This window comes from Allobosea vaviloviae (genome assembly GCF_001298265.1).
Classification (GTDB): domain Bacteria; phylum Pseudomonadota; class Alphaproteobacteria; order Rhizobiales; family Beijerinckiaceae; genus Allobosea; species Allobosea vaviloviae_B.
The window spans coordinates 1-26,439 of sequence record NZ_LGSZ01000077.1 but is presented as its reverse complement, the minus strand read 5'-3'; the positions used below and the strand labels follow the sequence as shown (position 1 = coordinate 26,439).

At 67.8% G+C, this 26,439-nt stretch carries 21 protein-coding genes; 10 read left to right on the top strand and 11 right to left on the bottom strand.

Annotation, left to right across the window (positions count from 1 at the left end; translation table 11 throughout):
* Nucleotide 1 precedes the first annotated feature (1 nt).
* Genes AE618_RS23805 through AE618_RS23790 form a run of 4 tightly spaced genes read left to right on the top strand, consistent with a single transcriptional unit; the run spans nt 2 to nt 3,919 of the window.
* The gene (locus tag AE618_RS23805) at nt 2-292 is read left to right on the top strand and encodes a (2Fe-2S)-binding protein (RefSeq protein WP_054211564.1); all 291 of its coding nucleotides are present in this window, start codon (nt 2-4) and stop codon (nt 290-292) included.
* Complete coding sequence (locus AE618_RS23800) at nt 289-1,677, top strand: FAD-dependent oxidoreductase (RefSeq protein ID WP_054211563.1); 1,389 nt, start codon at nt 289-291, stop codon at nt 1,675-1,677. Before AE618_RS23805 ends, AE618_RS23800 begins: the two co-directional genes overlap by 4 nt.
* On the top strand, nt 1,674-2,870 hold the full coding sequence (locus tag AE618_RS23795) for an NAD(P)/FAD-dependent oxidoreductase (protein ID WP_054211562.1): 1,197 nt from the start codon (nt 1,674-1,676) through the stop codon (nt 2,868-2,870). Before AE618_RS23800 ends, AE618_RS23795 begins: the two co-directional genes overlap by 4 nt.
* Nucleotides 2,867-3,919: an ABC transporter substrate-binding protein gene (locus tag AE618_RS23790; RefSeq protein WP_054211561.1), complete on the top strand. Its 1,053-nt coding sequence runs from the start codon at nt 2,867-2,869 to the stop codon at nt 3,917-3,919. Before AE618_RS23795 ends, AE618_RS23790 begins: the two co-directional genes overlap by 4 nt.
* 153 nt (nt 3,920-4,072) lie before the next feature.
* On the opposite strand, the gene AE618_RS23785 is transcribed toward AE618_RS23790, so the two are convergent.
* The 3 genes from AE618_RS23785 to AE618_RS23775 all read right to left on the bottom strand — a co-directional run bounded on the left by AE618_RS23785 (nt 4,073) and on the right by AE618_RS23775 (nt 9,534).
* Nucleotides 4,073-7,264, bottom strand: coding sequence for an efflux RND transporter permease subunit (locus AE618_RS23785; protein WP_054211560.1), 3,192 nt, complete (start codon nt 7,262-7,264; stop codon nt 4,073-4,075).
* A 148-nt stretch (nt 7,265-7,412) separates the two neighbouring features.
* On the bottom strand, nt 7,413-8,639 hold the full coding sequence (locus AE618_RS23780) for an efflux RND transporter periplasmic adaptor subunit (protein WP_054211559.1): 1,227 nt from the start codon (nt 8,637-8,639) through the stop codon (nt 7,413-7,415).
* Nucleotides 8,640-8,697: 58 nt separating this feature from the next.
* Nucleotides 8,698-9,534, bottom strand: coding sequence for an alpha/beta hydrolase (locus tag AE618_RS23775; RefSeq protein WP_054211558.1), 837 nt, complete (start codon nt 9,532-9,534; stop codon nt 8,698-8,700).
* A 131-nt stretch (nt 9,535-9,665) separates the two neighbouring features.
* Here AE618_RS23775 and AE618_RS23770 point away from each other — a divergent pair, with 131 nt between their 5' ends.
* Nucleotides 9,666-10,619: a LysR family transcriptional regulator gene (locus AE618_RS23770; RefSeq protein WP_054211557.1), complete on the top strand. Its 954-nt coding sequence runs from the start codon at nt 9,666-9,668 to the stop codon at nt 10,617-10,619.
* 58 nt (nt 10,620-10,677) lie between these two features.
* Here AE618_RS23770 and AE618_RS23765 read toward each other — a convergent pair whose 3' ends face one another.
* The 3 genes from AE618_RS23765 to AE618_RS23760 form a co-directional block, all read right to left on the bottom strand.
* Complete coding sequence (locus tag AE618_RS23765) at nt 10,678-10,932, bottom strand: hypothetical protein (RefSeq protein ID WP_156330465.1); 255 nt, start codon at nt 10,930-10,932, stop codon at nt 10,678-10,680.
* A gap of 124 nt (nt 10,933-11,056) precedes the next feature.
* Nucleotides 11,057-11,332 (bottom strand): hypothetical protein, encoded by a 276-nt coding sequence (locus AE618_RS28235; protein ID WP_156330464.1) that lies wholly within the window; start codon nt 11,330-11,332, stop codon nt 11,057-11,059.
* A gap of 106 nt (nt 11,333-11,438) precedes the next feature.
* Nucleotides 11,439-12,932 carry a carboxypeptidase M32 gene (locus tag AE618_RS23760; protein ID WP_054211555.1) on the bottom strand — a complete coding sequence of 498 codons (1,494 nt, stop codon included), beginning with the start codon at nt 12,930-12,932 and terminating at the stop codon, nt 11,439-11,441.
* A gap of 82 nt (nt 12,933-13,014) precedes the next feature.
* On the opposite strand from AE618_RS23760, the gene AE618_RS23755 reads away from it, so the two are divergent.
* A complete protein-coding gene (locus AE618_RS23755; protein WP_054211554.1) occupies nt 13,015-13,293 on the top strand; it encodes a hypothetical protein in 279 nt (92 codons plus the stop codon).
* 9 nt (nt 13,294-13,302) lie between these two features.
* Here the strand turns inward: AE618_RS23755 and AE618_RS23750 are convergent, their stop codons facing one another.
* The gene (locus AE618_RS23750; protein WP_054211595.1) at nt 13,303-14,394 is read right to left on the bottom strand and encodes an NADH:flavin oxidoreductase/NADH oxidase; all 1,092 of its coding nucleotides are present in this window, start codon (nt 14,392-14,394) and stop codon (nt 13,303-13,305) included.
* A gap of 172 nt (nt 14,395-14,566) precedes the next feature.
* On the opposite strand from AE618_RS23750, the gene AE618_RS23745 reads away from it, so the two are divergent.
* The 4 genes from AE618_RS23745 (at nt 14,567) to AE618_RS23730 (ending at nt 21,444) form a co-directional block, all read left to right on the top strand.
* Nucleotides 14,567-15,049, top strand: a complete 483-nt coding sequence (locus tag AE618_RS23745; protein ID WP_054211553.1) for a MarR family winged helix-turn-helix transcriptional regulator — start codon at nt 14,567-14,569, stop codon at nt 15,047-15,049.
* Nucleotides 15,050-15,068: 19 nt separating this feature from the next.
* Nucleotides 15,069-16,280 (top strand): efflux RND transporter periplasmic adaptor subunit, encoded by a 1,212-nt coding sequence (locus tag AE618_RS23740; RefSeq protein ID WP_054211552.1) that lies wholly within the window; start codon nt 15,069-15,071, stop codon nt 16,278-16,280.
* Nucleotides 16,281-16,324: 44 nt separating this feature from the next.
* Complete coding sequence (locus AE618_RS23735; RefSeq protein ID WP_054211594.1) at nt 16,325-19,402, top strand: efflux RND transporter permease subunit; 3,078 nt, start codon at nt 16,325-16,327, stop codon at nt 19,400-19,402.
* 131 nt (nt 19,403-19,533) lie between these two features.
* Nucleotides 19,534-21,444: a WG repeat-containing protein gene (locus tag AE618_RS23730; RefSeq protein WP_054211551.1), complete on the top strand. Its 1,911-nt coding sequence runs from the start codon at nt 19,534-19,536 to the stop codon at nt 21,442-21,444.
* Nucleotides 21,445-21,650: 206 nt separating this feature from the next.
* Here AE618_RS23730 and AE618_RS23725 read toward each other — a convergent pair whose 3' ends face one another.
* The 4 genes from AE618_RS23725 to AE618_RS23710 form a co-directional block, all read right to left on the bottom strand.
* Nucleotides 21,651-23,324, bottom strand: a complete 1,674-nt coding sequence (locus AE618_RS23725) for an SDR family oxidoreductase (RefSeq protein WP_054211550.1) — start codon at nt 23,322-23,324, stop codon at nt 21,651-21,653.
* Nucleotides 23,324-23,749 carry a thiol-disulfide oxidoreductase DCC family protein gene (locus tag AE618_RS23720; RefSeq protein WP_156330462.1) on the bottom strand — a complete coding sequence of 142 codons (426 nt, stop codon included), beginning with the start codon at nt 23,747-23,749 and terminating at the stop codon, nt 23,324-23,326. The genes AE618_RS23725 and AE618_RS23720 overlap by 1 nt, the downstream gene beginning before the upstream one ends.
* A 193-nt stretch (nt 23,750-23,942) precedes the next feature.
* Nucleotides 23,943-25,217, bottom strand: coding sequence for an acyl-CoA dehydrogenase family protein (locus tag AE618_RS23715; protein WP_054211548.1), 1,275 nt, complete (start codon nt 25,215-25,217; stop codon nt 23,943-23,945).
* A 180-nt stretch (nt 25,218-25,397) separates the two neighbouring features.
* A complete protein-coding gene (locus tag AE618_RS23710) occupies nt 25,398-26,435 on the bottom strand; it encodes a phosphotransferase family protein (RefSeq protein ID WP_054211547.1) in 1,038 nt (345 codons plus the stop codon).
* Between the last annotated feature and the right edge of the window lie 4 nt (nt 26,436-26,439).

Sequence of the window (26,439 nt, the reverse complement as noted above, 5' to 3'; positions counted from 1 at the left end):
CATGCCGCTGCTCCACCGCATCGCCCGTAAAGGCCACACGACCGTCGCCTTCACCCTCGATGGCGAGCCGCGCGAGGGCCGGGCAGGCGACACGCTGCTGACGGCGATCCTGAGCCAGGCGAAAGCGGTCCGGGTGAGCGAGTTCTCGGGCCAGCCGCGCGCCGGCTTCTGCCAGATGGGCGCCTGCCAGGATTGCTGGGTGACGCTCGCCGATGGCGCGCGCCTGCGCGCCTGCACGACGCCATTGGCGGCCGGCATGAGCATCGTCACGCGGGCAGGGAGCGCGGCATGAACGGACGCGCGCAGCCGCTGGTCGTCGGCGCCGGGTCGGCCGGCATCCGCGCCGCGCAGGCGCTCGTCGCCGCCGGTTTGCGTCCACTCGTCGTCGACGAAGCGCCTTCCTGCGGCGGCCAGATCTACCGCCAGCGCCTCGTGCCGGACGAGCGCAGCGAGACGGCGCTCTATGGCTCCGAAGCCGGCAAGGCGCGCGCGCTGCACCGCGATTTCGCAGCCCTGGCCGGCGATCTCGACTACTGGCCGCAGGCGCTGCTCTGGAACCTCCGCGACGGCGTGGCCGACATCGCGGTCGCCGGCGAGAGCCGCCGCGTTGCCTATGACGGTTTGATCCTGGCGACAGGCGCGACCGATCGCATCCTGCCGCTTCCCGGCTGGACGCTGCCCGGCGTGTTCACGCTCGGCGGTGCGCAGGTCGCGCTGAAGGCGCAGGGCTGCGCCATCGGCAGCCGGGTCGTCTTCGTGGGCACCGGCCCGCTGCTCTATCTGGTCGCCTGGCAATACATGAAGGCGGGCGTCGCGGTCGCGGCCGTGCTCGATGCCGCGCCCTTTTCGGCCAAATTCGCCATGCTGCGCGGCCTCATGCTGTTTCCGGCCGTCGTTGCCAGAGGCATGCGCTTCGTCGCCGAACTGCGCCTGCGCGGCGTGGCGATCCATTCCGGTGTCGACAATGTCCGCTTCGAGGGCGGCGATGCAGTCTCCGGCGTCGCCTGGACGCAAGCCGGCCGCACGCATCGTCTCGCCTGCGACGGTGTCGGCTACGGGCTCGCTTTGCGCTCGGAAACGCAAGCCGCCGACCTTGCCGGCTGCGCCTTCCGCTTCGACGAGCGCGACCGGGCCTGGCTGCCGCAGCGCGACGCCGCCGGGCGCAGCAGCGTGCGGCATGTCTATCTGGCGGGCGATGGCGCCGGCATCGCGGGGGCCGATGCGGCCGAGCGGGCAGGCGAGCGCGCCGCGCTGGCGCTCTGCGAGGATCGGCACCTGCCGTACTCGCCGGAACGCGCTGCCGTGCTCGACGTCGAACGCGCGCGCATCGACCGTTTCCGCGACGTGCTGGAGGCGGCCTTTCCTTATCCCACGCATTGGGCTGCCGGCCTCGCCGACGACACGCTGCTGTGTCGCTGCGAGGAGATCCGCACGGGTGAGGCCCGCGACGCGATCGACCGCTTCGACATCGTCGAGATCAACCGGCTGAAAGCGGTCAGCCGCGTCGGCATGGGCCGCTGCCAGGGCCGCATCTGCGCCGGCGCAGCGGCCGAACTGCTGGCGGTGCAGACCGGTCGCAGCCTCGACAGCGTCGGGCGGCTGCGCGCCCAGGCGCCGCTTAAGCCGGTCCCCTTGGTGCTGACACCGGCGCCGCGCGAGACGGAGGCAGCGGAGTGAGCGCGCGTCTCGATGTCGATGTCGCGATCATAGGCGGCGGCCTCGTCGGCGCCTCGGCTGCATTGGCCCTGCGCGGCATGGGCCTCAGCGTCGCCCTGCTCGACAAGGGCTTCTGCGGCGCGCAGGCGAGCGGCGTGAATTATGGTGGCGTGCGCCGGCAGGGGCGGCCGCGCGAGCAATTGCCGTTGTCGCAGCGCGCGCACGCGATCTGGCCGCGTCTCGCATCGCTCATCGGCATCGATGGCGAGTTTCTGCGCTCGGGCCATCTCAAGCTCGCCCGCGGCGAGGCCGACATGGCGGCGCTCGAAGCCTATGCCGCCACCGTCTCCGATCAGGGCCTGGACCTCGAACTGATCGGCCACAACGATCTGCGCGAGCGCTTTGCATGGATCGAGGGCGACATCACCGGCGCGTCGCTCTGCGCGGGCGACGGCCACGCCAATCCGCGCCTCGTCGCCGCCGGTTTTGCCAGCGCCGCGCGCCGCGCCGGGACGCATGTGTTGGAAAACACGCCCGTGACGGGTGCCACCCGAAACGGCGCCGGCTTCGCGCTCGAGGCGGGCGAAGGGCTGACGCTGCGGGCCGGCGCGCTCATCAACAGCGCCGGAGCCTGGGCCGGGCCTTTCGCGGCGGCCTTCGGCGAGCCGGTTCCGCTCAGCCGGATCTATCCCTCGATGATCGTGACCGAGCCGCTCGCACCGATCATGACCGTCAATACCGGCATGGAGGGCGGCGGCGTCTATGCCCGCCAGGTCGAGCGCGGCAATTGCGTCGTCGGCGGCGAGCGCGGCTTGCCCCTGGCCGACATCGATCTCTCGCGCCCCACAGGTGATGGCGCGCTCGCCATCATGAACAAGGCGGCCGAGCTCTTTCCCGCGATGCGCCATGCCCAGGCGATCCGCTTCTGGACCGGCACCGAGGCCGCCATGCCCGACCGCAACCCGGTGATCGGACCCAGCGGCACCACGCCCGGCCTGTTCCACGCCTTCGGCTTCACTGGAGCCGGATTCCAGATCGCGCCCGGCGTCGGCGAAGTCCTGGCCGAACTCGTTCGCGACGGCGCCACGACCACCCCGATCGAGGCCTTCTCGATCGGCCGTTTCAGCAAGCCTCCTTCAACCAGCGACCGCACAGCCGACGGCTCGGGTGCGGATCGCTTCTCAGAGCCGCAAAACAGGGGAGTTTTCACATGATCCATCGTCGCACCGCGCTGGGCGCTGCCGTCGCCACTTTGGCGCTCGTCGCCGGCACGTCCGCCTTCGCCCAGACCAAGACGCTTTATGTCGGCATGAACGGCGGCAACTTCGAAAAGACCTTCACGCAAGGCGTCTTCCCGGAGTTCGAAAAGGCCAACAATGTCAAGGTCGTCGTCGTCCCCGGCACGTCCTCGGACATCCTCGCCAAGGCGACCGCAGCCAAGGACAAGCCGCAGATGCATGTCATGTTCCTCGACGACGGCGTCATGGTCCGCGCCATCGGCGCCGGTCTCTGCGAGAAGCTGAAGGCCGGTCCCGAACTCGGCGAACTCGCCAACGGCACCCGCATGAAAGACGACATGGCGGTGGGCATCGACCTCGGGATGACCGGGCTCGCCTACAACAAGAAGATGTTCGACGAGAAGGGCTGGGCCGCGCCGACCTCCTGGATGGACCTGGCCGACCCCAAGTTCAAGGACAAGGTCGTCTTCCAGTCGGCCTCCGCCTCGTCCTTCGGCCTGCACGCCTTCCTGATGTTCAACCGCATCCAGGGCGGCACCGAGGCCAATGTCGAGCCGGGCTTTGGCAAGTTCCGCGACACCATCGGCAAGAACGTCATCGAGTTCATCCCGAACTCGGCCAAGATCTCCGAGATGGTCCAGACCGGCGAGGCGGCTATCTTCCCGCTGACCCCGACCGCGGTCGCGACCCTGAAGGAAAAGGGCATTCCGGTCGAATACGCCCAGCCCAAGGAAGGCTCGGTGGTGCTGATGGTGGCGCAATGCGTCATCGCCAACAATTCGGAGCCGGAACTCGCCCAGAAGCTCGCCGCCTATCTGCTCTCGGCCGAGGCGCAGTCGAAGGCGTTGGCCGTCGGCAACGTCGTGCCGTCGAACAGCAAGGCCAAGGCGACGACGCCGGAAGCCGAAAAGAAGCTCGAGGCCTTCCACGGCTTCATGAAGACCGCCGTGGTGCTGGACTGGGACGCGATCAACGCCAAGCGCCCTGAATGGAACAGCCGCTGGAACAAGATGATCGAGCGGTAAGTCCAGCCTGCTTTTGAACCACGCCGTCATCCCGGGCGACCGAAGGTCGACCCGGGATCCATTCCTGACCCTCTCCGATGAGGGTTCCGGAATGGATCCTGGATCTTCGCTTCGCTGCGTCCGGGACGATGGCGTTCTCCTTTCAGAGAGGGGTCATGCCGCCTTCGCCACAGGCGCCGGCTCCGCCTCCGCCTCCGCGCCGTGCTGCTTCAGCGGCCTGTTGCCGGTGAGCTTGCGCATCAGCACGTAGAACACCGGCGTCAGGAAGATGCCGAAGGCGGTGACGCCGATCATGCCGGAGAAGACCGCGACTCCCATCGCATGGCGCATCTCGGCGCCGGCGCCGGTCGAGGTCACCAGCGGCACCACGCCCATGATGAAGGCGAGCGAGGTCATCAGGATCGGCCGCAGCCGCAGGCGGCTGGCCTCGATGGCGGCCTCGACCGGCGTCCGACCCTCGAATTCGAGCTCGCGCGCGAATTCGACGATCAGGATCGCGTTCTTGGCGGACAACCCGACCAGCACCACGAGTCCGATCTGGGTGAAGACGTTGTTGTCGCCGCCGGTCCACCAGACGCCGGCCATCGCCGCGAGCAGACCCATCGGGATGATCATGATGATCGCGATCGGCAGCGTCAGGCTCTCATACTGCGCGGCGAGCACCAGGAAGACGAGCAGGATCGCGATCGGGAACACCAACATGGCGGAATTGCCGGCCAGGGTCTCCTGATAGGTCAGCTCTGTCCATTCGAAGGCGAAGCCCTTCGGCAGCGTCTCCGCGGCGATCCGCGTCACGGCGTCCTGCGCCTGGCCCGAGGAATAGCCGGGAGCCGGGCCGGCATTGATGTCGGCGCTGAGGAAACCGTTATAGCGGATCGCCCGTTCCGGCCCGGAATCGTTGCGCACGTTGAGCACGGCCGAGAGCGGCACCATCTCGCCCGTGCTGGAGCGGACCTTCAGCTTGCCGATGTCCTCCTGATGGGCGCGGAAGGGCGCATCGGCCTGCACCCGCACCGTGTAGGTACGGCCGAAGGTGTTGAAGTCGTTGACATAGGACGAGCCGAGATAGATCTGCAGCGTCTCGAAGACATCCGTCACGGGCACGCCGAGCTGGCGCGCCTTGGTGCGGTCGATATCGGCATAGAGCTGCGGCACGTTGACCTGGAAGCTCGAGAACATGCCGGCGATCTCGGGCGCGGTCGAAGCCTTCGCCATGAAGGCCTTGGTCGCTTCGTCGAGCGCCTTGTAGCCGAGGCCGGCGCGATCCTCGATCTGCAGCTTGAAGCCGCCGATCGTGCCCAGCCCCTGCACGGGCGGCGGCGGGAACATCGCGATGAAGGCGTCCTTGACGCCCGCGAACTCCTTGTTGAGCTGCATGGCGATGGCGTTGCCCGACAGCGAGGGGTCCTTGCGCTGGTCGAAGGGTTTCAGGCCGACGAAGACGATGCCGGCATTCGACGAGTTGGTGAAGCCGTTGATCGACAGGCCGGGGAAGGAGATCGCGTTCTCGACGCCGGGATGCTTCAGGGCGATCTCGTCCATGCGGCGGATCACGTCCTCGGTCCGGTCGAGCGTCGCGGCATCGGGCAGTTGCGCGAAACCGACGAGATACTGTTTGTCCTGGCCGGGCACGAAGCCTGACGGCACGGTGTTGAACAGCACGCCGGTCAGCCCGACCAAGCCGACATAGATCACCATCATCACCGTCTTGCGGCCGAGGATGCGGCGCACCCCGCTGCCATACGCCTCCGAAGAGCGATTGAAGAAACGGTTGAAGCCGCGGAAGAACCAGCCGAAGACGCGGTCCATGAAGCGCGTCAGCGCATCCTTGGGGGCATGGTGGCCCTTCAGCAGCAGTGCCGCCAGCGCAGGCGACAGCGTCAGCGAGTTGACCGCCGAGATCACGGTCGAGATCGCGATGGTCAAGGCGAACTGCCGGTAGAACTGGCCGGTCAGGCCGCTGATGAAGGCGAGCGGCACGAACACGGCGACCAGCACGAGCGCGATCGCGATGATCGGGCCGGAGACCTCGCGCATGGCCTTGTAGGTCGCCTCGCGCGGCTCCAGACCGTGCTCGATGTTGCGCTCGACATTCTCGACCACGACGATCGCGTCGTCGACCACGATGCCGATCGCCAGCACGAGCCCGAAGAGCGAAAGCGCGTTGATCGAGAAGCCCAGCAGATACATCACCGCGAAGGTGCCGACGACCGAGACCGGCACGGCGACGAGAGGGATGATCGAGGCCCGCCAGGTCTGCAGGAAGACGATGACGACCAGCACCACCAGCGCGATCGCCTCGAGCAGCGTCGTGATCACGGCCTTGATCGAGGCCCGCACGAACTGGGTGGTGTCGTAGACGATCGCATAGTCCACGCCCTCGGGCATGTTCTGCTTGATCTCGCGCATCGTCTCCTGGACGCGGTCGGCAATCGCGATCGCGTTCGAGTTGGGCGCCTGGAAAACCGGCACGGCGACCGCCGACTTGCCGTTGAGCAGCGAGCGCAGCGCGTAGTCGGCCGCGCCCAGCTCGATGCGGGCGACGTCCTTGAGGCGGATCACGGCGCCGCTGGCGACGGTCTTGACGATGATGTCGCCGAATTCCGCCTCGTTGGCGAGGCGCCCTTGAGCGTTCACCGAAAGCTGCAGGTCGAGCCCCGGGCCGCTCGGCGAGGCGCCGATCACGCCGGCCGCGGCCTGGACGTTCTGGGCCCGGATCTCGCGCACGATGTCGGATGGCGAGAGGCCGTGCTCGGCGACCTTCTGCGGATCGAGCCAGACGCGCATCGAATAATCGCCCGAGCCGAAGAGCTGGACCTGGCCGACGCCGTCGATGCGCGCCAGCCGATCCTTCACGTTGAGGACGGCGTAGTTGCGCAGATAGGTCGTGTCGTAGCGGCCGTTCGGCGAGGTGATGTGCACCACCATCGTCAGGTCAGGCGAGCTCTTGATGGTGGTGACGCCGAGGCGGCGCACCTCCTCCGGCAGGCGCGGTTCCGCCTGGCTGACGCGGTTCTGCACGAGCTGCTGGGCCCGGTCGGGGTCGGTGCCGAGCCGGAAGGTGACGTTCAGCGTCATCACCCCGTCCGTCGTCGCCTGGCTCGACATGTAGAGCATGCCCTCGACGCCGTTGATCTGCTCCTCGATCGGCGTCGCCACGGTCTCGGCGATGACGCGCGGATTGGCGCCGGGATATTGCGCGCGCACCACCACGGTCGGCGGCACCACCTCGGGATATTCCGAGATCGGCAGGGTGCGCAGCGAGATCAGCCCGGCGAGGAAGATCAGGACGGAGAGAACGCCGGCGAAGATCGGCCGGTCGATGAAGAATTTGGACAGGTTCATGGCACGCCCCCCTTTGGAGCGGATGTCTTGCGTGATGAAAGCGCCGTCATGCTCGGGCCTGACCCGAGCATCTCGGAAACCAGTGCACTCTGGCCCTGAGATTCTCGGGTCTGCGCTTCGCTTCGCCCGAGAATGACGCGCGTCGGGATCAGCGCTGGGCGATCTCCGTCTTGGCGGCGCCGCGCTTCAGTTCAGCCTTCTCGGCCATCGGCACAGGCTCAGGCGCGACGCTCGCGCCCGGACGGATGCGCTGCAGGCCGTTGACGACGATGCGCTCGCCGGCCTTGAGCCCGGAGGCGACGACGCGCAGCCCGTCATGCGGGGCGCCGAGCGTGACCTCGCGCCAGAGCGCCTTGTTGTCGTCGCCGACCACGAAGACGAACTTCTTGTCCTGGTCTGTGCCCTCCGCGCGCTCGTTGATGACGAGGCCCTGCGCGGCCCGTGCCTGGCCCATCTGGACGCGCACGAACTGGCCCGGCAGCAGCTTGCCATCGGGGTTGTCGAGCAGCGCCCGCACCCGGATCGTGCCGCTGCCCGCATCGACGCCGTTGTCGATGAAGTGCAGTTTGCCGGTGACGGTTACGGCCTCGCTGGTCGCGGTCGCGAGCCGGACCGGTATGCGCTCCAGCGCACGCTCGCGGCCCGGCAGGCTGGCGAGCGCATCGAGCACCGTGCGCTCGTCGGCGTCGAAGGCGGCATAGACCGGATCGACCGAGACCAGCGTCGTCAGCAGAGCCGTGCCGGCCCCGGCCGCCACGAGGTTTCCGACGGTGACGCCGAGCCGCCCGATGCGCCCGCTGATCGGCGCGCGGATCTGGGTGTAGTCGAGGTTGAGCCGCGCGGTCTGCTGCGTCGCCTGGGCGGCCTGCAGATTGGCCTGTGCCTCGCGCAAGCCGTTATAGCGCGTGTCGAGATCCCGCTGCGAGACGTTGCGGCTCGCCATCAGCTGCTGGCCGCGCTCATTCTCGCCCGCGGCCAGCGCGACGCGCGCCTCGGCCGCCAGGACCTGGGCCTGCGCCCGCTCCAGCTCGGCGAGATAGGGCGCCTGGTCGATGCTGATCAGCAGGTCGCCCTGCTTGACCAGTCCGCCCTCGCGGAAATGCACGGCCTCGACCACGCCGGAGACGCGCGAGCGCAGCTCGACGCGCTCGATCGCTTCGAGCCGGCCGGAGAACTCGGCCCAGTTGATGATATCGCGCGGCTCGACGGTCGCGACCGAGACGGGCGTTGCCGGTGGTGCTGCGGGGGCGGCCGCGGGCGTGTCGCCCTGGGCGTGCCCGCCGAACAGGTTGAAGGCGAGGGCGAGCGTAGCGAGAGAGGCGCCGGCAGCGAGACCGCCGCCCAGCAAGCCACGACGATGCGTTCCCTGGATCATGGGTTGGTTCCTTGGATGAGACGGAATCGGAAATGCGAAGGGCGAGGGCGGCGCGCGCCTAGGGAGGCGCGGTCTGGGCGTAGAAATCACTCACATGAGAGCAGGCCCTGCAAAGACAGGAGTCGTTCTGCGGCGCCCCCGCATAGGCTGCCGGCCACTGCGTCGGAGCAGTCTGCACATGGTGGCGCACGCTCACACCCGCTTCCTGCAGACGGGCTGCATAGGCCGCGGCCTCGTCGCGCATCGGGTCGTCGCCCGCGCTGATCAGCAGGGCGGGAGGCAGGCCGGCGAGCCTCGTGGCGTTGAGCGGGGCGGCGTAAGGGTGGGCGGCCTTGTCGGGCGTGCCGAGATAGTCGGCCCAGCCATCGGCCCAGTGGCAGCCGACCGGCCCGGCTTCGGCTGCGCGCAGCGAATAGGTCCCCAGGCACGCATCGAGCATGGGCGACAGCAGGATCTGGCCGGCCAGCGCCGGGCCGTGCCGGTCACGCGCCATCAGGGCGAGCGCGGCGGCGAGGTTGCCGCCGGCTTCCTCGCCCGCGACATAGAGCGGAGCATGCCTGGCTGCCCAGCGGGCGCGCATCTTGCCGATGGCGACGAGCGCCCCATATGTCGCCTCCAGCGCCTCGGGGAAGCGATGCGCCGGCGCCAGCGGGTAATCCAGCGAGATCACGACCGCGCCGGCCTCGGCCAGCATCGTCGCCACCGCCTCACCCTCCACCAGCGAGCCGCCGGTGAAGGAGCCGCCATGCAGATGCACGACGATCCCGGAGTCAGCCGCGATCTCGGCGGGCGCATAGAGCCGGGCCGCCAGCGACGCCGTGCCGGCCGCGATCGTCTCCTGCCGCCAGAAGACGGCGCGGGGATTACGATAGGGCTGGATCGACGTGGCGAGCATGGCGCGGCCTGTGCTGTTGCGGTGCAGCAGGATTTAGGTGATATCTGTGGGGCAATAAATGGTGCTTTCGTTCATTCATTATTTCCTGAGGGAAATAATGGCATCGCGTCACGGCTCGAAGTGAGGGTTCGATGGATCAGCTCAGCGCCATGCGCGCCTTCGTCAGGGTGGTCGAGGCCGGCACCTTCACCCGCGCCGCCGATTTGCTCGACATGCCCAAGCCGACGGTCACCAAGCAGATCCAGCAGCTCGAAGGGCATCTGCGCGCGAAACTGCTCAACCGCACGACGCGCCGCGTCACCGTGACGATGGACGGCGCCGCCTATTACGAGCGGGCATTGCGCGTTCTCGGCGAGATCGACGAGCTCGACGCCAGCATGGCGCTGTCGCAGGCGCGCCCGAGCGGGCGGCTGCGGGTCGATTGCAGCGCCTCGTTGGCCATGGCGGTGATCATCCCGGCGCTGCCGGGCTTCCATGAGCGCTATCCCGAGATCCAGCTCGATCTCGGCCTCAGCGACCGCCCCGCCGATCTCCTGGCCGAGAATCTCGATTGCGCCATCCGCGCTGGCGAGATTCAGGACCAGAGCCTGATCGCACGCCGCATCGGCGAGATGTTCGCGATCACCTGCGCCGCTCCCTCCTACCTCGCCCGCCACGGCATGCCGAACCATCCGCGCGATCTGGAGCAGGGGCATCATATCGTCGGCTACCGCATGGCCGGCACGGGCCGCACGATGCCCTTTCTCTACGCCAATGAGCGCGAGACCATCGAGGTCCGCAGCCGCTACATCGTCTCGCTGAACGAGGGCAACGGCTATGTCGCGGCGGCCGTCGCGGGGCTCGGAATCATCCAGGCGCCGACCTTCATGGTGCAGGACCACATCACGGCCGGCGCACTCATGCCGATCCTGGCCAACTGGTGCACGGCGCCCAAACCCCTGCACATCGTCTACCCGCCCAACCGGCACCTCTCCAACAAGGTCCGCGTCTTCGTCGACTGGCTGGCCGAGCTCTTCGCCAGAGACGACAAAATCCAGCGCAAATCGAGCCTGAAGGCGGCCGAGGAGATCTGCGCGGCCCAGTGAGGAGAGGAGCTGCGCCCGATGGACGAAGGCAAGGCCTCATCCTCGGATTCAGGCGGGCTCACTTCCTGGCAATGCAGGTCCCGAGGCTCGCGACCGTCCCCGGCGGGCAGGTCTTCACGGCGCTGCTGGGCTGCGACAGGGCCTTGAACGACTCGCAGCAGGCGCCACGCAGGTAATATCCGCTCGGACAGCCGCCCACCGGCTCGATTCGGTCCTTGCCATCCCGCGTCGGACGGCAGGCGCTGGCCGCGAGCGCGGCAGGGGCGGGCCACAGGATGGACGCGACGATCAGGGCGGCAATGATTCGGATCATGACGCGATGATTCCGCATGATGGGTGGCAGGTCCATGGGGCTGTGTGCGGTCGAGTGAGGGAACGAGCGGCCGTGGCCGCTATTCGCTCGATTTCCGGTTTGGGTCGAAAGCGGACGACGAAGCTCATGGCTTCGTTGGGTTCGGCAATACGGGTAGGTTCTTATATATAAACTGTTCGTATTGTCTCATAGATTCGCGCTCTGCTTTCGCGACATGCGTGAGCACACATGCAATGCGAGCTTTGGGCAGGCGCTCGATGATGAGACGCGCGTTGCCACGGCACTCATCTTCCGAATTGTAGAGGTTATCTGTGGTTGAGACCGATAATCTGTCCTGCTGTGCGACGCCAACGCGCGGCTCATTCCACACGAGCATGCTCCAGACCATGACGATTTCCACGTATACAGCTCCTGCATTCTAACTTGCTCGGATTTCTTCCTTATCGCGCGGCGATAAAATCGTAGCAAGGCAAGTCCGCAACGGGTCGGGAGCTTACCCGCTGCCCTCAACCCTCACCCCCATACCTCTTCCGCAGATGCGCCTTGAACGCCCCCGCATCCAGCGGCCGACCGGTCGCCTGCGTCAGCAGGTCGTCGGTCTCCAGCAGCGAGCCCTGGCTGTGGATGTTGCTGCGCAGCCAGGACAGCAGCCCGGAGAAGTCGCCGCGGCCGATCGCCGGCAGGATGTCGGGCGCCGCCGTGCAGGCGGCCTCGAAGATCTGGGCTGCGGTCATGGCGCCCAGAGTATAGGTCGGGAAATAGCCCCAGCCGCCGCTCGGCCAATGCACGTCCTGCAGGCAGCCGAGCTTGTCGTCGGGCACGGTGACGCCGAGCAGATCCTTCATCCCGGCGTTCCAGGCGGCGGGCAGTTCCGACAGCGGCATGGCGTCCGCGATCAGCGCCTTCTCCAGCCGGTAGCGCAGGATGACATGGGCCGGATAGGTCACCTCGTCGGCATCGACGCGGATGAAGCCGGGCTCGACCCTGGTGTAGCGCCGCCACAGCGCATCGGTCTCCCAGGCCGGTCCCGAGCCGCCGAAGGTCTCGCGCATCAGCGGCGCGGCGAAGGCGATGAACTCTTGTGAGCGGCAGGCCTGCATCTCGACCAGCAGCGACTGGCTTTCATGCAGGCTCATGCCGCGCGCTGTGCCCACCGGCTGGTTCAGGAAGCCTTGCGGGCGGCCCTGCTCGTAGAGCGCGTGCCCGGTCTCGTGCAGCACGCCCATCAGCGCCTTGGCGAAGTCGCCCTCGTCATAGCGCGTGGTGATGCGCACATCGTTGTCGGCCCCGCCGCAGAACGGATGGGTCGAAACATCGAGCCGCCCGCGCTCGAAATCATAACCCAGAGCCGCCATCATCCGCAGGCCGAGCGCCCGCTGCTTCTCGATCGCGAAGGGGCCTTGCGGGTCGGCCACCTGCGGGCGCTTGCCCTGCACCGCCAGAACCTCGTGCGTGAAGCCCGGCAGGAAGTCCGCGAGGTCGTCGAACAGCAGGTCGATCTTGGCCGAGCGCCCGCCGGGCTCGTAGTCGTTGAGCAGCGCGTCGTAAGCGCTCAGGCCGAGCCTCTCGCCCTTGGCCGCGCCGATCTCGCGCTGGATCGACAGCACCTCCGCCAGATAAGGTAAAAGCCCGGCGAAATCGGCCTCCGCCCGCGCCTGCCGCCATTTCATCTCGCAGGCCGAGATCGCCTTGGAGGAGGCTTCGACGAGATCGGAGGGCAGGGCGGTCTCGACCGTCCAGAGCCGCCTGATCTCGCGCAGATTGGCGCGCTCCCAGGGGCCGAGATCATGGTCGGCGTCGGCATCCGCCAGCCAGTCGCCGATGCGTGCGTCGGTGATCATGCCGTGATGCATCACCCGCAGCAGCGCCATGCTCTCGGCCCGCGTGCCAGCGGCGCCCTTGGGCATCATCACGTCGCTGTCCCATTGCAGGATGCCCACCGCGTTGCCGAGCGCCGAAGCGCGGCCGAAATGCGTGGAGAGGTCGGAATAGGCGGTCATGGCATATCCTCGGGTCTCGATTGCGAGCCGCCACGGGGACGGTTAGCGTCGTGCGTCTTGGGCTGCGTGGAGAGCGGATGTGATGGCGGTCAGGGCGTTGGCATGCGCCGGTCTTCTGATCCTGTGCGCCTGTCAGGGTACGATCCCGACCTATGGCTTCCAGCCATTGGCGGGACAGCCCTCCGTCTCGTCAAGCGAGGCCGCCGCAACCTGCCTTGGCCGCGCCGCGGCGGCCAAGCGCGCCGCCGCCGCCGACATCTGGGCCGGGGGAGGCGAGCCCGCCTACCACCAGACCTATGCCGCCTGCATGTCGTCCTTCGGCTGGAAGCGCATTGTCGTCAGCTCCTACCGTTACGGCTGAGCCGGCCGTTCAGCTGAACAGCTCCTTGTACTGCCGCGGCTGCGAGCGCAGGAACTGCGGTGCGGCCTTGACGCGGGCGCCGAGCTGCGCCGCCGCATGCCAGGGCCAGCGCGGATCGAACAGGATGCCGCGCGCGATCCCCACCAGATCGGCATCGCCCGTGCCGATGATCGCCTCGGCCTGGTCGGCCTCGGTGATCAGCCCGACCGCGATGGTCGGCAGGCCGGTCGCCTGCTTGACCGCGCGTGCGAACGGCACCTGGTAGTTGGGGCCGAGCGGGATCTGCTGCGCAGTCGAATTGCCGCCGCTGGAGACATGGATGAAGTCCGCGCCGCGCGCCTTGAGTTCCCCCGCGAAGGCGATCGTCTGCTCGATGTCCCAGCCGCCCGCGACCCAGTCCGTGCCCGAGACGCGCATGCCGACCGGATAGCCAGCCGGGACGACGGCCTTCACCGCCTCGAACACCGCGAGCGGGAACCGCATCCGGTTCTCGAGCGAGCCGCCATAGGCATCCGTGCGGCGGTTCGAGAGCGGCGACAGGAACTGGTGCAGCAGATAGCCATGGGCGCCGTGCAGCTCGATCATGTCGAACCCGAGCCGGACACTGCGCCGGGCGGCGGCGGCGAAGGCCTCGACCAGCCGCGCCAGGTCGTCCGTCGACAGCTCCTGCGGCGGGCGCGGATAGCTCTCGAAGCCGGCGCTGGAGGGGCCGACCACCTCCCAGCCGCCTTGGTCGAGGCCGAGCTGCCCGCCGCCCTTCCAGGGCTGATCGACCGAGGCCTTGCGCCCGGCATGGGCGAGCTGGACGCCGATCGGCATGTCCGACCACTTCCGCACCGATTTGAGAACGCCGGCGAGCGCCGCCTCGTTCTCGTCGCACCAGAGGCCGACATCCTGCGGGCTGATCCGCCCGGCCGGCTCGACTGCGGTCGCCTCGATGATCAGGAGGCCGGCACCAGACAGCGCCAGATTGCCGAGATGGATCGTGTGCCAGTCGCTGACATTGCCGTTCTCAGCCGAATACTGGCACATCGGCGCGATGACGATGCGGTTGGCGAGCGTGAGGCTGCCGATCTGGAAGGGGCTGAAAAGCTGGCTCATCGTCTGTCTCCTGATGCTGGGACCGATATAGGCGACGCGCGCCGCAAGGGCCAACACCCCTGCGCATCATCGCACGATTGTGCAGCTGCGAGACCGGCCCAGATTTGCCACAATGCCGGATATGGTAAGCATGCTTATCATATGCATGCTTTCGCCGCAGAGGAGCCGATCCATGCGACGCCCGCTACGGCGCGAACTGACATTTCAACTCGTCGAGACGGCGCGGCTGCTGCGCACCCATGTCGATCAGCGGGCGCGTGAGCACGGCACGACACGGGCGCAATGGGGCGTGCTCGGCCGTCTGCGCCGCCAGGAGGGCCTCAATCAGGTCTCCCTGGCCGAGCAGCTCGACATGCAGCCGATCTCCGTCGCGCGGCTGATCGATCGCCTCGAGGACCAGAAGCTCGTCGAGCGCCGGCCCGATCCGCGCGACCGCCGCGCCCATCTCCTGCATCTGACGCCGGAGGGGCGGGCGCTGGTCGATGGTCTCGACGGCCTGCGCAGCGAGATCGCGACGGATCTTCTGGGCGATGTCGAGGAGGAGGCGATCCGCACCGCGCTCGAGACGCTGGCTACCGTACGCGATCGCATTCGTGCGCACAGGCAGGACGGCGCGACACAGCCGGCGCCTCCCTTTGCCGACACTGCCGTTTGATTGCCGGAGCCTCGTATCGATGAAGCGCAAAAGCGTCCTGACCATCGCCGTTCTGACGGCAGCCGTGCTTGCCAGCGGGATCTGGTTCAATGCGTCTCGCGGCAGGGTCGAACCCGCCGATCCCGCGCGCTCGGCCCGTGCCGGCCGGGCTGGAGACGGGGCGCCGGTCTCGGTGATGACGGCTCTCGCGACCCGTGAGGATGTCCCGGTGCGCAAGCGCGCGATCGGTTTCGTCGAGACACCCGCCAGCGTTGTGGTGAAGTCCCGGCTCGACAGCCAGATCATGGCCCAGCACGTCTCGGACGGCCAGTTCGTTGGGAAAGGCGACCTGCTCTTCACCCTCGACGACCGCGACATCAAGGCCCAGATCGACAAGGACGAAGCCGCGATCGCCCGCGACGAAGCCACGCATAAGCGCGCCGAGAACGACCTCGCACGCTATCAGCAGCTGCTCGCCAGGAACGCGGGCACGCAGCAATCCGTCGATCAGGCGACAGCCGACGAGCGCTCCACGGCGGCCACGATCCTCTCGGACAAGGCCTCGCTCGAGGCCGACAAGGTCAAGCTCGGCTACACCCGCATCACCGCGCCGATCGACGGTCGCGTCGGCGCGGTTCAGGTGACGCCGGGAAATCTCGTCGGCGCCAACAGCACCGGCACGGGCCTGCTGACCATCACCCAGATGCAGCCGCTGCGGGTCGCCTTCTCGATGCCGGAGAGCGACCTTCCGGTGCTGCGGCGTGCCCTGAATGCGAGCACGGCCGTGCCGGTCTCCGCCATGGTGACGGGGGCGGGCGGTGCGCCGGCGATGGGCACGCTCAACTTCGTCGACTCCGTCGTCGACAGGGCCTCGGGCACGATCGCGGCGAAGGCAGCCTTCCCGAACACGGATCTCGCGCTCTGGCCGGGCCAGTATGTCGATGTCGAGATCGCCGCCGACACGCTGACATCAACGACGGTCATCCCCACCGTTGCCGTCCAGACCGGCCAGAAGGGGCCTTACGTCTATGTCGTGAAGCCTGACGAGACGGTTGAGCTGCGCCAGGTCGAAGTCGCGCTGAGCGATGGCGGGCACAGTGCCATCACAAGCGGTGTCTCGCCTGGCGAGCGCGTCGTCACGGACGGCCAGATGCGGCTGAAGCAGGGCACGCATATCCGCGACAAGAGCGCCGGCGCCAAGGCGCCGCCCGCTCCGCAGAGCGTGCCGGTCGCCGGGGGAGAGCGCTCGTGAACATCTCCGGCTTCTGCATCCGCCATCCGGTGGCGACGATCCTGATGTCGGTCTCGCTCGTGCTGGCCGGCTCGTTTGCCTACCGCTTCCTGCCGGTGGCGGCCCTGCCGCGCGCCGAATTCCCGGTCGTCAACGTCTCCGCCCAATTGCCCGGCGCCTCGCCCGACACGATGGCGACCTCGGTCGCGACGCCGCTGGTCAAGCAGTTCGCCACCATCGCCGGCATCGACTCGATCGCGACCACCAACGCACAGGGCACGACCTCGATCGCGATCCAGTTCGTGCTGACCCGCAACATCGACGCAGCCGCAGCCGACGTGCAGGCCGCCATCGCCCGCGCCCAGCGCCAGCTCCCGCTGGAGATGACGACGCAGCCGAGCTACCGGAAGGTCAACCCGGCCGATGCGCCGATCATCCTGATGGCGCTCAAGAGCGACGTCGTGCCGCTCTCGCAGCTCGACGCCTTCGCCCAGCAGGTGATCTCGCCATCGCTCTCGACGGTCGACGGCGTCGCCCAGGTGCTGATCTTCGGCAGCCAGAAATATGCCGTCCGCATCCAGATCGATCCGACCGCGCTCGCCGCGCGCGGCATCGGCGTCGATGAACTGCAGGCCGCGATCACCGCGACCAATGCCAACACGCCGGTCGGCACGCTCCAGAACACCAACCAGCAGCTCACGATTCAGGCAAAGACGCAGCTCGCGAATGCGGCGCCGTTCGCCAAGGTCATCATCGCCACCCGCGAGGGCAAGCCGGTCCGGCTCGGCGATGTCGCCAGGGTCATCGATTCCGTCGAGAACCTGCAGACCGGCAGCACCTTCGACGGCACGCCCTCGGTGGTGCTGGCCGTCCAGCGTCAGCCCGACGCCAACACGGTGCAGGTCGTCGACCGCGTCAAGGCGATGCTGCCGGCCTTCTCCGAGCAATTGCCGGCGGCGGCCTCGCTGGCCCTGCTGAACGACCGCTCGAGCTCGATCCGCCAGGCCGTGGACGACGTCCAGTTCACGCTGCTGCTGACGGTCGCGCTCGTCGTCATGGTGATCTTCGTCTTCCTGCGCCGGATCGCCGCGACCCTGATCCCGGCGGTCGCGGTGCCGATCTCGATCGTGGCGACCTTGGCTGCGATGTATGCCTTCGGCTTCGCGATCGACAACATCTCGCTGCTCGGCCTGACGCTCTCGGTCGGCCTCGTCGTCGACGACGCCATCGTCATGCTGGAGAACATCGTCCGGCACATGGAGGAGGACGGGCTGTCGGCCTTCGACGCGGCCCTGAAGGGCTCCGCCGAGATCGGCTTCACCATCATCTCCATCTCGCTCTCGCTGGTCGCGGTCTTCATTCCCGTGCTGCTGATGGGCGGCGTCATCGGCCGCATCTTCAACGAGTTCGCCGTGGTGGTGACGGTCTCGATCCTGGCCTCGGCCTTCGTCTCGCTGACGCTGACGCCGATGCTGTGCTCCCGCCTGCTCAGCGGTTATTCGGAGCACCATGAGGAGAACGCCTTCGGCCGCATCCTCGAACGCGGGTTTGAGGCGATCCTGCGCGGCTACGACCGGGGTCTGGTCGTCTGCCTGCGCTTCAAGCCGCTGATGCTGCTGACCTTCTTCGGGACGCTGGCGCTGAGCGTCTGGCTGCTGCAGACCGCTCCCAAGGGCTTCTTCCCGCAGGAGGATATCGGCCAGCTCCAGGTCTCGACCGAGGCGCGGCAGGACATCTCCTTCGAGGCGATGCGGCAGCTCCAGAACCAGGTCGCCGAGGTCTTCCGCAAGTCGCCCTTCGTCGCCCATGTCGCCTCCTCCGTCGGCAGCAGCGGCGGCGGTGCGAGCGGGCTCAATGCCGGCAGGCTCTTCGTCGAGCTGAAGCCGCGCGAGGAACGTCCGGCCATCCAGCCGGTGCTGGCCTCGCTGCGGCGCGACCTCGCCCAGATCCCCGGCATCACCGCCTATATGACGCCGGTGCAGAACCTGGACATCGGCGCGCGCGCCTCCAAGAGCCAGTACCAGCTCGTGGTCCAGGGCCTCGACCAGGCGCAGATGAACGAATGGGCGGTGCGCCTCACCGAGGCCATGGCCCAGGACCGCGCCACCTTCGCCGACGTCACCTCCGACCTGCAGAACAATGCGCTGGAAGCGACGCTGGTGGTCGACCGCGACAAGGCCAATTCGCTCGGCATCGGTGCCGACATCCTGCGCTCGACGCTCTATTCCGGGTTCGGGGTGCGGCAGGTCTCGACGATCTATGCCACCGGCGACAACTACAACGTCGTCGTCGAGTTCGATCCCAAGGGTGGCTGGGGGCCGGAACGGCTCGATGCGATCCGCGCCAGGGGCCGCGACGGCACGCTGATCCCCATCGGCGCGTTCGCCCGCGTCGAGCGCACCGCAGGCCAGCTCACCGTCAACCAGCTCGGCCAGCTTCCGGCCGTGACGATCTCCTACAACCTGCCGGCCGGCGTCGCGCTCGGCGCCAGCGTCGAGCGCATCAACGCCATCAAGGCGCTGATCGGCCTGCCGACCTCGCTCTCGACCACCTTCGCCGGCACCGCCAAGACCTTCCAGGATTCGCTCGCCAACCAGGGCCTCCTGATCATGGGCGCGATCCTGACGATCTACATCGTGCTCGGCATCCTCTATGAGAGCTTCATCCACCCATTGACGATCCTGACCGGCCTGCCATCGGCCGCGATCGGGGCGCTGGGCGCGCTCAGGCTCTTCAATCTCGATCTCTCCGTGATCGCGATCATCGGCCTCCTGATGCTGATCGGCATCGTCAAGAAGAACGCGATCATGATGATCGACGTGGCCCTCGTCCTCAAGCGCGAGGGCAAGTCGGCGGAAGAGGCGATCCATCAGGCCTGCGTGATGCGCTTCCGCCCGATCCTGATGACGACGCTTGCGGCATTGATGGGCACCTTGCCGATCGCGCTCGGCGCCGGCGCCAGTGCGGAACTGCGCCAGCCGCTCGGCATCGCCGTCGTGGGCGGCCTGATGATCAGCCAGGTGCTGACCCTGTTCATCACGCCCGTGCTGTTCCTCTACATGGAAAAGCTCAGCCTGGGGCTGGAGCGGCTCTTTTCGAGGAGAGAGCCTGCGGCGCCGGCTCATCCTGCGCCGGCGGAGTGAGCGCGGCGGGTCTCATGGTTCGATCGGCGGCCGGGCGTGTCGGCCTTGCGCCGAAGTGGAGCAGAGTTCTGCCCAAAAATGGCCTTGCGTGCGAGACATACCGGTGTCGTCGATGAACCGGGGGATGTGACATGCGATCTGACCGCATCCGCGCATGGACGCTCGCACTGATCGCGCTGTCCTGCTCGGCTGCCGCTGCGGAGACGCCCAAACCGCGCTGCAGCGGCGTCCTGGACAGATGCGGTTATGTCGACAGCCGTGGCACCACGGTCATCGCAGGCGATTTCGAGAAGGCAGAACGGTTCTCCGATGGCCTCGCGGCGGTGAGGGTCGAGGGCCTGTGGGGCTTCATCAACGAGACCGGTGAACTTGTCATCAAGCCACGGTTTCAGGCAGTCAGGCCCTTCGAGGGGCGTCGCGCCAGTGCGACCGTCGATGGGAAGGCCGGCATCATCGACAGGTCCGGCGCGTTCGTGATCGCCCCGCAGTTCCGCTGGACGGTGCCGTTCACCGACGAGGTCGCTCTCGTCGAAGAAGGGCAGGCGGACGGGCCCATCAACCGCAGCGATCCGTTCTATTCGCCCACCGCCTCCTTGCGGCTCTACCACCATCGCACGGGCTGGCTGACGCCCAAGGGGCTCAGGTTCCAGCGCTTCGGGCGTGTCGGGGATGGTAGCGCGTCCGGCCTGATCTGGGCTGCGACCATGGAGGGCGATCGCCTGCTAGGCCTACTGAATGATCGTGGCGAATGGGTCGTCTCGCCGCGTTTCAGGCATGTACAGTCGCTGAGCGACGGACGAGCGATCGTGGCGGACGCCAGCGGCAAATGGGGAGCCGTCGACGAAGCAGGAGCTGTCGTCGTCCCGCCTCGATACGATTGGCTCGGCTATTTTCGCGATGGCTTTGGGCTCGTTGGAGGCCCCGGGACCGGCGTTTCCCGTAAAATGGGGCTGATCCGCAAGGATGGAACGGTTGTCGCCGAGCCCATCTACGACAAGGTCGAACGGCCGGAAGGTGGCAGGCCCGCACGCGTCCGGCAGGGCGACGACTGGTACGAGGTCCAGGCCGACGGCCGGCTCGCCCGCGTGGCTGCTGATCCGAACGGCATCCTCGTCGGTTCGTGTCCGCAGGGACTCAAGATCTGGCAGAAGGGTGAAAAGTACCTGCCGACGAAAGACGACGGCCGCCCGAGCGTCGATCGCGATGTCGACTACGTGCAGTTCGGGATCGTTTCGGAGAATGCGATCTCGGCAGCTCGTGTCCTGGACTGCCGTGCGCCGATCTACATTGCCTACAAGGGTGATGGAAAGGACGACGAGAACTACACATATCTGAGGACTGACGGAGAGCCGCTGTTCAGTCCTGTGCAATACTACAAGTCGGCACGCGTTTTTCGATCCGGCCACGCTGTCGTCGGGACCGCGCGATGGGGGCAGGGCGGTGACTGGGGTATCGTCGATACCGAGGGGCAATTCACGCTGCCGCTGCAGAATCAGCCTCTTGGCTATCATCCGGGCGCGTCCGGCATTCATGGGAAGCCGGTCTTCTCAATCGGCGTCGGCGACACCCAAGGGTTTGTCGATGCGACCGGCAATCGCTTGCCGGAGATGAGGGCGGCGCTCGACAGCGCTGTGCGCGAGAGCGCGCTCGCCTGCGGCGACGGCGCGAAGATTTTCGCCGATGGCGACCGGTTCGGAATGGTCGCCAAGGACGGCCGCGTCATGATCGCGCCCGTCCACCGTGCCCTGTCCTGCTTTCGGAGCGGCGTCGCCTGGGCGCCCGATGGCAACAGGCAGGAATGGTGCCCGATAGGGCCGGATGGGCAGTTTAGGACGATGCCGGCCTGCATCAAAACGTTTTACCCGGTGAGGATATCTCACCACGCCCCCGAAAAATTCTCCGACGACGCTCACGAAAGCAGCATCCTGTGGGTTCGTGCCGGTCTCGATTACGGCCTCGGTCGGCGGCAGACGCCCCCCGGCTGGGTCGGGGACGGCGTGATGAGCAAGGCCTCCTACTCCGTGGCGCCGTTCAGGCCCTGATCGGCGAGCCGCGAGCCGGTCGCGCTCGCTCTTGACAGATCGCCTCGACAACGCAGACGAAATTCCGCCATCACATTGCGGCGGGGCTGACCCTGTTCATTACGCCCGTGCTGTTCCTCTACATGGAAAAGCTCAGCCTGGGGCTGGAGCGGCTCTTTTCGAAGAGCAAGCCTGCGGCCCCGGCTCATCCCGCGCCGGCCGAGTGACTACGCGTCGGGCGCGGCCGGTACCAGCCAGCCGCGATAATGCGTCAGCAGCCCGACGAATGGCAGCGTCAGCTTGATGTCGAAGCGGAAGCGGCCCTCCTCGTCGACGAACTCGCGCGCCTCCGAGCGGGGCAGCAGCATGCGCGGGAGGGGGATGCCGAGACAGCGGGCGCTTGTGACGGGGAAGGCGATGCCGTCCGCGCTCGCCGCAATCCCGAGCCGGAAGTGGAGGGGGCCGAACGCCTCCTCGATCCCACCGCACCCGTCCGCAGACAGACGCGAGGTGAAGCGTGACCCGCCGAAATTGCGGGTCCAGAGTTCCGCCTCGCCGTCGTCGCCGATGACACGCTCGATGGTGATGCTGACCGGCAGGTCGCGCGCCGCCTCCGGCAGGCCGATCAGCCGTCGCAGCGATCGGGCGAGGGGATGCGTGCCGGCCTCGACGCAGGCCCGGCCATGCCAGACCGGCGGGCCGGCTGCATCATGCAGCGCTGCGACAGGAGCCGGCAGCGCCACGAAGGCCGCATCGCCAAGCGCCTCGACGAAGACGGGCGCGCCATGGACGCTTTCCTCCCGGCGTGTGGTGATCGCGTAGGGGGCCATCTCGGCCTCGATCTCGGCCAGCGTCAGCGCCCCGGCGGCGGACCGGGCACCGGGCGCGAGCCTGCCGTCGAGCAGCGCGCGCACCGCCGCCGCCGCCGGCAGCGTCGGCACATGCGGGCCGTCGCCACGCTCCGCCAGCAGCGACCAAGATGCGCGCCGCAATCGGCCCTCTGCATCGAGCCCGCCGACCTCGACCAGCATGCCGCCGCGATCCGAGGTCGGCAGGCGCGTGATGCGTCGTGCCCAGAGCAAGGCCGGGATCAGCGCATCGAGCGTGCCGATCGCGCCGTGACGGGCAAGCCACGCCAGAGCCATGATGCCCCATTGCTCGATCGGGGATTCAAGTCCGGCCCGGAAGGCGATGCGGGAGCGAACCTTCAGGCTCGGTCCGACCCATTCCGCATCGACGGTTTCGACCGCCGCGACGCGGCGTCTGCCGAGGCCGGGCATGCCGATGCGCCGGCTGTCCAGCCAGCCATGCGTCTCTTGAAGCGCGCCTTCCCGCCAGATCGGGATCGGCCGGCCGGCATAGGACAGGATCGCGGCGATCACCGCCCCTCCGACCTCGCTGCGCCCGCCGGGCGTGATCGCGATGTCGATGCTGTCGATGCGCTGCCAGCCCTCCGTGAGGGCGGTTACGGCGGCTGACGACAGAGCCGGCGTCGAGCTCGCGCCGGCCAGCGCGACGAGGCCGCGCTCCCGCGCCAGTTCGTCCAGCGCGGCGCCAAAGCCGAGAATGTAGTCGCGCGCATCGGCGAGATCGACGACATGCGCGCCTGCCGACAGCGCGGCGCGCGGCACATCGTAGCCCGCCCCCTGGAAGGGGCCGGATGCGTCGATCACCAGCCAGGGCGCCAGCCGCGCCATCTCCCCGCCCGGATCGCGGCGATGGTCGAAACCCAGACCGGAGATCGTCGTCCCGGCAACAGGAGTGATCCCGCTCGCCAGAGCGCGGGCTTTGCTTGCGTCGCGCGAGGTGACCAGCAGCTCCAGACCCGGAATCGCAGCCAGGTGGCGCGCCAGCCTTCGGCCGAACACACCGGTCCCGCCGATCAGGAGGACGCGCCGCATCACGTACCGTCCGGCAGGCTGAAGCGGTGGCGTTGCGCCGGATCGGGCATCTCGCAAGCGGTCTTCTGTCCGAACAGCCGATAGCGGTTGCGGGCGACGCGGTCGTAGAGCCAGTCGCGCATCGCCCGCGGCAGCACGGCGCCGGCCAGCAGCAGCCGCGCCGGCCCGCCGAGATGCGTCAGCAGCGCCAGCACGCCGTCGGATTTCTGCAAGGCCCTGCCGTCCTCGATGAAGAGGAAGCTCTCGGGATCGTCGGGGTCGATGCCATGCGCTTGCGCCAGCGTGCGGCCCTCGCGCGACTGGATCGCGACGAAGCGGATGGTAGCGTCCTGCTCGTGCCGCAGCGTGTAGTGGACGCTGCCGGAGCAGAGCACGCAGACGCCGTCATAGAGCCAGACCGGAGCATCCTCGGTGGGCTGCGGCATCGGCTCTTCCATCACGGCTCCAAGATCCTGCAATCTTGCCACGGAACCGCCGGGTCATCCCGGACAAGCCGCGCAGCGGCGCCGATCCGGGATCCATTCCGGAACCTCACCGGCCAGCGCTCCGGAATGGATCCCGGGTCTTCGCTGCGCTTCGCCCGGGATGACCCGGCGGTTTCGGACAAGGCTGGCATGGTCAGCTGGCGGCCGGCTTTTCGTAAGGCACCCTTACACCCTGCTCGGCCATCGTGCTGCGGTTGGCGCCTTGCCGCTTCTTGATCTCGGCCCGCGCCACGGCACGCAGATGCACCTCGTCGGGGCCGTCGATGAAGCGCAGCGCCCGGCCCCAGCTGTAGATGAAGGCGAGCGGCGTGTCGTTGGAGAGCCCGGCCGCCCCGAAGACCTGCATCGCCCGGTCGGCGATCTTCGTCTGGAGCCGCGTCGCCACCACCTTGATCGCCGAGACCTCGGTGCGCGCGGCCTTGTTGCCGTGTGTGTCCATCATCCAGGCGGCGCGCAGGCACAAGAGCCGCGCCTGGTCGATCTCCATGCGCCCCTCGGCGATCCAGTCCTGCACATTGGCGTAGTCGGAGAGGTTGCGGTTGAAGGCCTTCCGCTCCAGGGCGCGCTCGACCATCAGTTCGAGCGCCACCTCGCATTGCCCGATCGAGCGCATGCAGTGGTGGATGCGCCCGGGTCCGAGCCGCGCCTGCGCCAGGGCAAAGCCCGCCCCTTCCTCGCCCAGCATGTTGGCGGCGGGCACGCGCACGGCATCGAAATCGGTCTCGGTATGGCCTTCCGGCGAATGGTGGTTCAGCAGCGGCAGGTTGCGCATCACTGTGACGCCCTTGGCATCCATCGGCACGATGATCATCGAATGGCGCTTGTGCGGATCGGCGTCCTCGGCGAGGTCGGACAGCCCCATCACGATGCAGAACTTGACGTTGGGGTGCAGCGCGCCGGTCGTCCACCATTTGCGCCCGGTGACGATGTAGTCGTCGCCATCGCGGATGATCGTGGTCTGGAGATTGGTCGGGTCGGAGGAGGCGACGCCGGGCTCGGTGATGCCGACGCAGGAGCGGATCTCGCCGTTCATGAGCGGCACCAGCCAGCGCTCGCGCTGCTCCGGCGTCGCGAACATGTGCAGGATTTCCATGTTGCCGGTGTCGGGCGCGTTGCAGTTGAACACCTCCGACGACCAGTAGATCCGGCCCATGATCTCGGCGAGCGGCGCATATTCGAGATTGGACAGCCGCGTGCCCGGCTCGTCCGCCTTCAGCGCCGGCAGGAACAGGTTCCACAGGCCTTCCGCCCTGGCCTTTGCCTTCAAGCCGTCGATCAGGGTCATCGGATAGCGCCCGGCCTCGACCTCCGCGCGCCACTGCACATCGGTCGGCTGGACATGGGCATCCATGAACGCCTGCAGCCGCGTGCGCAGCTCCTCGACCCGGGCGGAATAGGCGAAATCCATGGTGTGTCCTCGCTAGACTTTGAACGCTTCATCTCAAACGCGCCGTCATCCCGGGCGACCGCAGGGAGACCCGGGATCCATTCCGGAACCTTACCGGCAAGCGCTCCGGAATGGATCCCGGATCTCCGCTTCGCTCCGTCCGGGATGACGGAGGATGTGAGTCATGGTCCCGGATGGTGATCAGGCCGCACCAATCACGGCTTCTGCCCGCAGCGCGAAACTCTCGGCCATTTCGCCGACCGCGACCGCGTCCTGCGCTGCCGCATTGCCGGCCTTCGCCCGGGCCGCGATGCCGTCGAGGATGACCGCGAAGCGCAGCAGCGAGAAGGCGAGGTGGAAGCGGCCCGGCCCGTCGTCGCGCCCGGCCGCCGCGCAATAGCGCTCCAGATACTCTTCCTGCGTGGGAATGCCGAGCGCCTCGCGATCGAGCCCGGCGATGCCGGCATACATCTGCGGCGTCGAATGCCAGGGCAGGCAGGAGAAGGCGGCGTCCGAGAGCGGGTGCCCAAGCGTGGACAACTCCCAGTCGAGCACCGCGATCACGCGCGGCGCATCGGGCGAAAACATCAGATTGCCGAGCCGGAAATCGCCATGGACGATGGTGGTCGCAGGCGTGTCGTCGAGATGGGCGCCGAGCCAGTCGAAAACGCGATCGACAGCCGCGATCTCATGCGTCTTCGTCTCCCGCCATTGCCGGCCCCAGCGCGCGATCTGACGGGCGAAGTAGTTGCCGGGCCTGCCGAAATCGGCGAGACCCGCGCCTTGCCAGTCGAAACGGTGCAGCGCGGCCAGCGTCTCCGCCATGGCGAAATACATTGCCTCGCGGTCAACGGCCGCCACGCCGGGCAGGGCGGTGTCGTGGAAAACACGGCCATCGAGCCGCTCCATCAGGTAGAACGGCGTGCCGACGACATCGTCTTGCGCCTCGAACAGCACGACTGGCGGCACGGGAACAGCCGAGCCCGCCAGTGCCTTCAGGATTCGGTATTCGCGATCGACCGCATGCGCCGAGGGCAGCAGCGGTCCCGGCGGCTTCTTGCGCAGCACCAGCAGCGTCCCGGCGTCGCGATAGGACAGGAAGAAGGTCGGGTTGGACTGCCCGCCGCTGATCCGCTCCAGCGTCATGGCCCCGCTCGCGCGGCCGGGCAGTGCGGAGCGCAGATAGGCATCGAGGCGGGCGCCGTCGAAATCCAGCGGGGCGGGGGCGGGCGCAGGCATGGGC

What these genes read in the sequence shown, in the direction of transcription:
- AE618_RS23725 (WP_054211550.1), bottom strand. Translation starts at nt 23,324, where the DNA reads ATGCGGCGCGTCCTCCTGATCGGCGGGACCGGTGTGTTCGGCCGAAGG.
- AE618_RS23730 (WP_054211551.1), top strand. Translation starts at nt 19,534, where the DNA reads ATGCGATCTGACCGCATCCGCGCATGGACGCTCGCACTGATCGCGCTG.
- AE618_RS23785 (WP_054211560.1), bottom strand. Translation starts at nt 7,264, where the DNA reads ATGAACCTGTCCAAATTCTTCATCGACCGGCCGATCTTCGCCGGCGTT.
- AE618_RS23720 (WP_156330462.1), bottom strand. Translation starts at nt 23,749, where the DNA reads ATGCCGCAGCCCACCGAGGATGCTCCGGTCTGGCTCTATGACGGCGTC.
- AE618_RS23800 (WP_054211563.1), top strand. Translation starts at nt 289, where the DNA reads ATGAACGGACGCGCGCAGCCGCTGGTCGTCGGCGCCGGGTCGGCCGGC.
- AE618_RS23750 (WP_054211595.1), bottom strand. Translation starts at nt 14,394, where the DNA reads ATGAGCCAGCTTTTCAGCCCCTTCCAGATCGGCAGCCTCACGCTCGCC.
- AE618_RS23740 (WP_054211552.1), top strand. Translation starts at nt 15,069, where the DNA reads ATGAAGCGCAAAAGCGTCCTGACCATCGCCGTTCTGACGGCAGCCGTG.
- AE618_RS23805 (WP_054211564.1), top strand. Translation starts at nt 2, where the DNA reads ATGCCGCTGCTCCACCGCATCGCCCGTAAAGGCCACACGACCGTCGCC.
- AE618_RS23790 (WP_054211561.1), top strand. Translation starts at nt 2,867, where the DNA reads ATGATCCATCGTCGCACCGCGCTGGGCGCTGCCGTCGCCACTTTGGCG.
- AE618_RS23755 (WP_054211554.1), top strand. Translation starts at nt 13,015, where the DNA reads ATGGCGGTCAGGGCGTTGGCATGCGCCGGTCTTCTGATCCTGTGCGCC.
- AE618_RS23745 (WP_054211553.1), top strand. Translation starts at nt 14,567, where the DNA reads ATGCGACGCCCGCTACGGCGCGAACTGACATTTCAACTCGTCGAGACG.
- AE618_RS23770 (WP_054211557.1), top strand. Translation starts at nt 9,666, where the DNA reads ATGGATCAGCTCAGCGCCATGCGCGCCTTCGTCAGGGTGGTCGAGGCC.
- AE618_RS23780 (WP_054211559.1), bottom strand. Translation starts at nt 8,639, where the DNA reads ATGATCCAGGGAACGCATCGTCGTGGCTTGCTGGGCGGCGGTCTCGCT.
- AE618_RS23760 (WP_054211555.1), bottom strand. Translation starts at nt 12,932, where the DNA reads ATGACCGCCTATTCCGACCTCTCCACGCATTTCGGCCGCGCTTCGGCG.
- AE618_RS23765 (WP_156330465.1), bottom strand. Translation starts at nt 10,932, where the DNA reads ATGATCCGAATCATTGCCGCCCTGATCGTCGCGTCCATCCTGTGGCCC.
- AE618_RS23715 (WP_054211548.1), bottom strand. Translation starts at nt 25,217, where the DNA reads ATGGATTTCGCCTATTCCGCCCGGGTCGAGGAGCTGCGCACGCGGCTG.
- AE618_RS23735 (WP_054211594.1), top strand. Translation starts at nt 16,325, where the DNA reads ATGTCGGTCTCGCTCGTGCTGGCCGGCTCGTTTGCCTACCGCTTCCTG.
- AE618_RS23775 (WP_054211558.1), bottom strand. Translation starts at nt 9,534, where the DNA reads ATGCTCGCCACGTCGATCCAGCCCTATCGTAATCCCCGCGCCGTCTTC.
- AE618_RS23710 (WP_054211547.1), bottom strand. Translation starts at nt 26,435, where the DNA reads ATGCCTGCGCCCGCCCCCGCCCCGCTGGATTTCGACGGCGCCCGCCTC.